Here is a 1,062-nt window from a genome sequence, read left to right on the forward strand (position 1 = left end):
CCGAGATGATCGTTTGATACCCTTTGATTCAAAAAAATTAAATAATTTTTAAAAGGTCGAGTCAGTTACTTTTTAACCGTTTATCCAAAGCCTATTTCGGTTACCTTCTTAAATGATTTGACACGGGTTAAGGCAAATGGTGAAACGGTGGTAAAGAAGATAGTGGTATTAAGATAGAATTTTAAGGAAGACTGAGATGATAGATAAGAGAAAAATACTACTTTTTATTTTAATAAGTGTAATTTTATTAGCCCTTCCAAAGTCTCTCTTTGCCAAGAGTGGTGATGCAGGAGCAGCCGGGGCATATTTAAGAATGGGAGTAGGAGCAAGAGCTTTGGGTATGGGTGGTTCGTATATTGCCGTAGCTGATGATGTTTATGCTACCTATTGGAATCCGGCAGGATTAGTTCAGATTAAAAGTCGTCAATTTGGCAGTATGTATGCTATTATGTCTTGTGATAGAAGATATAGCTTCTTAAATTATGCCCAACCTTTTGGTAAGGACTGGGCAGGAGGCATAAGTTGGATTGGTTTTGGTATAGATGATATTGAAGAACGTGATTCTTCTGGCAATCTTACAGGAGAACTCAAAGATTCAGAGAATAGCCTTTATCTTTCTGGAGCCAGAGAGATTTCCCCTTCTCTTTCTTTAGGTGCTAATCTAAAATACCTCACCCATCAGTTAGCGGGAAAGAGTGCTACAGGATTCGGTTTTGATATAGGAGGCTTATTTAAACCTAACTTCACTAACCTCGATTTATCCTTAGGATTTGTCTTACAGGATATAGGGAGTTCTCTGAAATGGAATACTGCCTCAGGCCATAAAGATGAGTTTCCTCTGAATATAAAGTTAGGTGGAGCAATAAAACTACTTAAAGAAAAATTACTTTTGGCCTGTGATTTAAAGAAGAATGAGACTCAGGCAATGAAAATCCATATATACTCATCCTAAACTAAATCTGCCCCTTTCTTTTAGTTTGTGGTATACTGTAAGTATATGAACCACAAACAAAGAAAAACTAATAAAAAGTTCATAGGGAAGGAGCTGGAATTACTCAAACA

The 1,062-nt window shown here is 36.6% G+C and carries 1 protein-coding gene; it reads left to right on the plus strand.

Annotated features, from left to right (window positions below; translation table 11 throughout):
• The first annotated feature begins 196 nt into the window (after nucleotides 1-196).
• Nucleotides 197-952, plus strand: coding sequence for a PorV/PorQ family protein (locus AB1414_21450; GenBank protein MEW6609977.1), 756 nt, complete (start codon nucleotides 197-199; stop codon nucleotides 950-952).
• The last annotated feature ends 110 nt before the right edge of the window (nucleotides 953-1,062 follow it).

This window comes from bacterium, assembly GCA_040755795.1.
Taxonomy (GTDB): domain Bacteria; phylum UBA9089; class CG2-30-40-21; order CG2-30-40-21; family SBAY01; genus JBFLXS01.

What these genes read in the sequence shown, in the direction of transcription:
- AB1414_21450 (MEW6609977.1), top strand. Translation starts at nt 197, where the DNA reads ATGATAGATAAGAGAAAAATACTACTTTTTATTTTAATAAGTGTAATT.